Source organism: Rhizobacter sp. P1_G5 (assembly GCF_056405435.1).
The window spans coordinates 1-6330 of the sequence record NZ_JBFUCB010000351.1; the positions used below are offsets into that span (position 1 = coordinate 1).

General features: G+C 66.2%; 7 protein-coding genes. 2 read left to right on the top strand and 5 right to left on the bottom strand.

Features of this window, described 5'->3' with window-relative positions:
* From AC1D12_RS21370 to AC1D12_RS21380, 3 genes are all read right to left on the bottom strand, one after another.
* A partial coding sequence (locus AC1D12_RS21370) for a response regulator transcription factor (RefSeq protein ID WP_477842716.1) occupies positions 1–545 on the bottom strand: 545 nt, incomplete at its 3' end.
* A 98-nt stretch (positions 546–643) separates the two neighbouring features.
* The gene (locus tag AC1D12_RS21375) at positions 644–1318 is read right to left on the bottom strand and encodes a response regulator (RefSeq protein WP_047505691.1); all 675 of its coding nucleotides are present in this window, start codon (positions 1316–1318) and stop codon (positions 644–646) included.
* A gap of 8 nt (positions 1319–1326) precedes the next feature.
* Positions 1327–2730: an ATP-binding protein gene (locus tag AC1D12_RS21380; protein WP_477826665.1), complete on the bottom strand. Its 1404-nt coding sequence runs from the start codon at positions 2728–2730 to the stop codon at positions 1327–1329.
* A gap of 252 nt (positions 2731–2982) precedes the next feature.
* Here AC1D12_RS21380 and AC1D12_RS21385 point away from each other — a divergent pair, with 252 nt between their 5' ends.
* On the top strand, positions 2983–3426 hold the full coding sequence (locus AC1D12_RS21385) for a type IV pilin protein (RefSeq protein WP_477826666.1): 444 nt from the start codon (positions 2983–2985) through the stop codon (positions 3424–3426).
* Between the two features lie 25 nt (positions 3427–3451).
* The gene (locus AC1D12_RS21390; protein ID WP_477842718.1) at positions 3452–4348 is read left to right on the top strand and encodes a winged helix-turn-helix domain-containing protein; all 897 of its coding nucleotides are present in this window, start codon (positions 3452–3454) and stop codon (positions 4346–4348) included.
* Here AC1D12_RS21390 and AC1D12_RS21395 read toward each other — a convergent pair.
* Together AC1D12_RS21395 and AC1D12_RS21400 are read right to left on the bottom strand one after the other, a co-directional pair.
* Complete coding sequence (locus AC1D12_RS21395) at positions 4288–5016, bottom strand: SCO family protein (protein WP_477826667.1); 729 nt, start codon at positions 5014–5016, stop codon at positions 4288–4290. The two genes, AC1D12_RS21390 and AC1D12_RS21395, sit on opposite strands and share 61 nt — an antisense overlap.
* A gap of 23 nt (positions 5017–5039) precedes the next feature.
* Positions 5040–6275, bottom strand: a complete 1236-nt coding sequence (locus AC1D12_RS21400) for a YHYH protein (protein WP_477842720.1) — start codon at positions 6273–6275, stop codon at positions 5040–5042.
* Positions 6276–6330: the final 55 nt, after the last annotated feature.

A 6330-nucleotide genomic window follows, 5' to 3' on the forward strand; every position in this document is an offset into this window, starting at 1 on the left:
CCCCACACCTTTTCGAGCAGGTGCTGTCTTGCCAGCAGCCGACCGACGTTGTGGAACAGGAAATGCGCCAGCTCGTACTCCTTCTGCTTCAACTCGACCGGCTCGCCCTCGATCGTCAGCATGCGCCGCCGGGTGTCGAAACTGTAGCGGCCGAAGGATTCGATTTCGCTCGGCGATGGAGGGTAGCTGCGGCGCATCAGCGCGTTCACGCGGGCGGTGAGTTCGCCCACACGCACCGGCTTGGTCAGGTAGTCGTCGACGCCGTTGGACAAGGCGTCCACCAGGTCGCGCTCCTCATTGCGATTCGTCACGAACAGGATCGGGATGCGATGCTCGATCTTGTTGCGGACCCAGGTCACGATTTCCGGGCCCGTCATGTCGGGCAGGTGCCAGTCGAGCACCAGGAAATCGAAGGTGTCGCGGCGCATCTGGCGAATCAGCGCCTGGCCGCGCTCGAACCCCTGGCAGTCGTGCCCGAGGCTCGAGATGGCGTGCGAGATCAAGTCGACCTGCGAAGGATCGTCGTCAACGATTGCGACTTTCATCGTGTCTCCCGGAAGATCGGCCGGACTGAGAGACGGACCATGGGTTTGAACATACCTGAAATCGGAGTGGTTGTGACAGGGCAAACAGGGTTGACGCCTCAGGGGTCGAAGCGGTAGCCGACGCCGTACACCGCGATGATTCCGGAGCCTTGGGGCCGGACATCCTCGAGTTTGCGCCGCAGGTTGCGGATGTGGCTGTCGACGGTGCGGTCGGCCGTGTCGCGAAAATCCTGTCGCACCGCGTCGAGCAGCTGGGCGCGAGACAGGATGGCGCCGGCGCGCACGAGCAGCGCGCGCAGGATGCGGTACTCGGAGGTCGTCAGGTCGAGCGCGCGGCCTTGCCACAGGATGCGTTGTGCCGCTTCGTTGACGTCGAAGCCGCCGTGCGACATGGTGCGGAACTGGCCGGTGACGCGGCGCCACTGCGCCTTCACGCGCGCCGCGACCTCGCGCGGGCTGAACGGCTTGCAGACATAGTCGTCCGCGCCGGCCTCGAGGCCGAGCAACCGGTCGACTTCGTCGATGCGCGCCGTCAGCATGATGATCGGCACCGAGGAGAATTCGCGGATCGAGCGGCACACCTCGAGGCCGTCGAGCCCGGGCAGCATCAGATCGAGCAGCATGATCGACGCGCGCTGCATGCGCACCTCGTTCACCGCCGCGATGCCGTTGTGGACCACCAGCGTCTGCCAGCCCTGCGCGCGCAGGTAGTTGCCGAGCATGTCGGCGATCTTCACGTCGTCCTCGGCGATGAGGATCGGGGTGGTGTCCATCGATGTGCTCACTCGGTTGCTCCTTGCTGGTGCGACTTCACCGGAAGCACGAGTTGCATGGCCAGGCCACCCCATGGAGACGGGCTGGCATCGACGGTGCCGCCGTGGGCGATCACGATGGCGCGCACGATGGCCAGGCCCAATCCGCTGCCCGTTCCGCCGCGTTGGCGAGACCGGTCGGCCCGGAACAGCGGCTCGAAGATCTGGGGCAGGTCGGCAGAGGCTACGCCCGGTGCCGAGTCTTCGACGCGAAGCCACAGGTTGTGGCTGTCCTCGCGCACGCCCCAGCACACGCGCACGCGTCCGGGGCGGGAGGTGTAGCGGCCGCTGTTGGTCAACAGATTGCGCAGCACCTGCTCGATGCGCACCGGATCCCACGAGGCACGCAGGATGTGCGAAGCGGGCGGCAGCACCTCGACCTGCAGGCCGTCCAGTGACGGGTGGCGAACGAGTTTCGTGGTGATGTATTCCAGCGTGGCCAGTGGATCGAGATCGACCATGTGGGATGGCAGGCTGCCGAGGTCTGCGACCGCGAGCAGGTGCAGGTCGTCCACGATGCGCACCATGTGGCGGATTTCCTCGCCGAGGTTCATCACGAGGGCGTGGTTGGGTTCGCGGGCGCCGTCTTCCACCGATTCGATCTCGCCTTGCAGCACCGACAGCGGCGTGCGCAACTCATGGGAGATCTGCGCCATCCATTTGCGGCGGGTCAGTTCGAGCCGGCGCAGCGAGTCCGCCATCGACGACACGTCGTGCGACAACTGCAGCATCTCCTGCGGCCCGTCGAATGCCGCTTCGGCGGGCTCGAACTGGCCGGCGGCGAGCTTGCGTGTCACCTCCTGCAGCGCACCCAGCGGCCGGCTCCATCGGTGGGCTACCTGCACGGCCAGGGCCATCGACACGGCAAGCGATGCGAAGCCTGCCATCGCGATACCCAGGTACTGGCCGCGCAGGAACGCGGCGTCCGACTCATGGAGGCCGTCGCCGAGATCCAGCAAGGCGGTGCCCACCGATCGGCCGTTGACGAGGATCTCGCGGTCCAGCGTGCGGCCGTCCGGCTCCGCGGGACTGCCTGCGAGCCGCGTGCCGCCCGCATCCAGGATGCGGATGCGACCCGCGAACCCCGATTGCCGGACCCGGCTCGCCTGCACACCGCTGCCGCGCTCCTGCGGGTCACCTTCGCGGGCGAGAAATCCCTCGACCAGTTCGCGCATGTCACCGACATCGGAAACGACCGCCGGCAATCCGCCGCGGGCACCGGCCTGCTCGCCGACATAGATCGCGAAACGATTCAGCCGTTGCGACTCGCGGGCGTGCACGTAGCCGGAGACCCCGCCACGCATGCCGAGCAGCGCGCCGACGATGACGCACAGCACGGACAGGCTGACCGTTGCCAGCAGCAGCAGGGCCAATTGATGAACCATTCGCAAGCGCATCGCTGGATTCGTCGATGGTGAGGTTGATGACGGTGTTGTCGGCACCGGCCGGCGCGATGACAGGGTCCAAAGCGCAGGTATGTGCATGCTCGGTGCAGAGATGGCAGCTTGGCAACGAGGGTTCGCAATCGTTGACATTTGCGGGCCTCGAAATGAGCACTTCTGGGTGGCGTACGCATTCTGTTACCCCGATGATTCGACCCCACCGACTCGCAACAAATTGCAACCATGGCTTCTACTCATACGGCTTTCCGCGGCTTCACCCTTGTCGAGCTGAGCGTTGTCCTCGCTGTGGCGTTGACGACGATGGCGGTGGCGCTGCCCGGCTTCAACGCGCAGGTGCAGAACTCGCGCACCGTTCCTGCGCTGAGGGAGATGTCGGTCGTCGGCATCAAGCTGGAAAAGTCGTTCCAGCGTGACCACCGCTATGGCGCGTCCGGGAAATGTGCGGTCCCGGATGCCCAGGTGGAACATTTTTCGGTGCATTGCTCACTCAGTGATGACGGAAGCGGCTACACGCTCGATGCCATCGGCCATGGGCCGATGGCGGGCTACCAGTACCGCACCGACGAACAGGGGCGCCAACGGACGATCTCCCATCCCAACGCGAACAACGCAGCCAACGGGGCGTTGCCGTGCTGGTCGCTGGAAGGTCGTTCCTGCGGGGCATGAGATTGCCGCCATCGATCGAGTCTTCATGACCAATACCGTGGATATCTTGCACAAGCGCATTGACGAGCCTCCGCTTCTCTTGAGCCTCGCCTGCACGAGGCCTGCAGGTGAGTCGACAGGCACCGCTGCAAACAGCGCCGCCGTGGCGGAAACCGGCGCGGCGGAGAGTGCGGCAGACATGCCGGCGCCTGCAGACACCGTGTACGTCGTGGCACAGGACGAACGGCACCGGACGCTCCTTCGCCGGGTCTGTGCCAACCTGGGCCGAGCTTGCATCGTGGCTTCGGTGGCCGATGTGATCGTGCGAGGCCCCCGCATCGGGGCGGCCCGGATGGCGATCGTTGCGGCCAACGGCCTCGATGTGCCGCTCGGCGCCATGCTCGAAACCTTGCGTGAGGCGGGTGTGCTGTCGGTTGCGTTGTACGGGCCRGCATTCGGCAGCCTGGTGCACCTGCTCGCGCTGGAACTCGGCTTCGATCACGTCTGGGGCGACCTGGCGCATGAGGAGGCCCTCGCAGTGCTGATCCGTCACGCGGGGCAGCGGATCCAGAAGGACCGTGCCGTTCGCGWTGACGATGCGCTGGGCGACACCGAGCTGGCGGTGGACACGGCGAGCCTGACCTGCAGTGTGYGGGGCGTGCCGTTCTCGCTGGGAATCTCATCGTTGTACACGCTGAAGTTGTTGCTCGATCGCGCGCCGCATCCGGTCAGTCGGGCCGACATCGAATCCGTGATCCCCGCCACCAAGGTGGGCCGCATCGGCGGCTCGCGCGTCGTCGATGCGCATGTGTCGCGGTTGCGCCAGCGCCTGCGTGAAGTCGGGGCCGATGCGGTCCGGATCGTGGCCATCCGCGGCAAGGGCTACCGCATCACGACCGTGGGGTCCTCGGGTGGCGAAGAGGACGAGACTGCGGCCGACTGACCCTCGACGAGGGCCTCTTCCCGCCTGAGCTGGCCGATGTCGCTGCGCAGCCGCACCATCTCGTGCGGCGAGCGCGCGTCGTAGATGCCGCGGATGCGGTGTCGGCGGTCGACGAGAAAAGCGCGTTCGGTGTGAGGCGGCAAGCCGTCCGCACCGAGTGTCGTGATGTCGGAGTAGAGGCTGTGGCGCGCCCACGCTTCCACATGCCGGGGCTCGCCGGTCAGCAGGATCCAGTCCTTGGGCAGTCCGAACTTGGCGGCATAGTCGTCCAGCGCGCGCACGTCGTCAGTCAGCGGTGACACCGTCAGCGACACGAACTGCGGCGCCTGGCTGCCGAAGCTGGCCTGCAGCGTTCGCAGCAGGTCCATCGACACCGGGCACACCGACACGCAGCCGGCGAAGAACAGGTTGACGACGGTCGGGCCGTTGTCGAGCAGGCGGCTGTCGACGCTTGCCTTGCGGTGATTCGTGAATTCGAAGGCGCCAACCCGCAGTACCGACGAGATGCGATCCCAGCGAGGCCTCATGTCGGCCGACGCATAGAAGGGCAGCGTGTCGTGCGCGAGGATCGAATCGGGCCGACGCCAATCGGCCCACAGGGACCAGGCGGAAACCCCCGCCGTCATGACGGCGAGGCCGAGGCACAGGAGCGCGGCGCGGCGCATCATGGGTGAGGGCTTGCAGCGCCGGATCAGTTGTGGCTCGTGATCGGCGTGCCGCGGTAGCAGCCGATCGTGTACGGGAAGGTTTCCGTCGTGTGGTAGTGGTACTGCGTCACCGAGGTGTCGGTGTGGCCGTGGCAGATGTCGAGATCCTTGTTGGCGATGGTCGTTCCTCCGTCGCCCTGTGGTCCGTAGATTGCGAAGCCGTCGGCCGCGTAGCCGATCACGGCCGAATGCTGGCCCGCGACATCGGCGGTCAGGCCGCACTTCGGCAGGCTGTGATAGTGGTACATACCCGTTTGCTGGGGGTGGCCTTCGCAAGCATCGGTGACCTCCCAAGCCCTCGCATCGCGGCCCTTGGCATCGAACGCGGCGAACATGCGCGCTCCGGTCAGGAAGATGCCGACGGCTCCGCCACCCAGGCAGGTAGGCGTTGCATTGACTGTCGGATTGGTGCTCAGCCCGGACCAGGCGACGGTGTTCGGCTTGATGGAGTTGGGGTTCTGGTCGTATTGATAGGCCAGCGGGCTCGTTTCATTCGTGATCTTGTAGATCCCGGTGGTGTGGCTGGGCAGGCCATTCCCGTCCAGTTTGCGGAAGGCATTGGCGATCGTGTTCGTGAACGTCGATGCCCATGAGACGGCACCGGTCACCGCGTAGATCGACTTGGTCTGCAGGTTCCAGGTCGTTCCGTCGCTGCTGATCCAGCCTTGCGCCGTGTTGCCCGGGTTGTTCGGGTCCGTCGTGCCGCTGCAGGCGTAGAGGTAGCCGACAGCGGTCGGGACCGTGTTGATGATCTTGCTGGTGCCGACAGGCAGCGCCGTGGTATCGACGGTCGTCGACGTGCCCCCTCCCGAAGGCGTCGCGGCCGGCGTCACACTCCTGGCGGTCGACGTTGCCGACCCCGCGGAGTTGGTTGCCGTCACGGTGCAGGAGTAGGTGGTCGTGTTCGTCAACGTGGTGACGGTGATCGGGCTGCTGGTGCCCGTGGCCGATCGGGTCGTGGCACCAGTGGCTGCGCAGCTGCCGGTGTAGCTTGTGGCCGTGCCACCGCTGGTCGATGCCGTGAAGGCGAGGACGGCCTGAGCGTCGCCGGCGGTGGCCGAATCCAGCGTCGGCGTGCCGGGCGCCGTCGTGGTCGTGGTGCTCGTCGTGCTTGTCGACGAGGACGATCCGTTGCCGCCGCACGCGGCGAGCATCAGCAGCGGCCCGACCTGCAGCAGGGATCGGAGGAGTTGAACTGCACGCGAAGGGGCTTGGGTCACGGGTGGCTCCAGAAGGCGGTTGCACGGACGTCGGATAAAACGCACCGTGGACGGT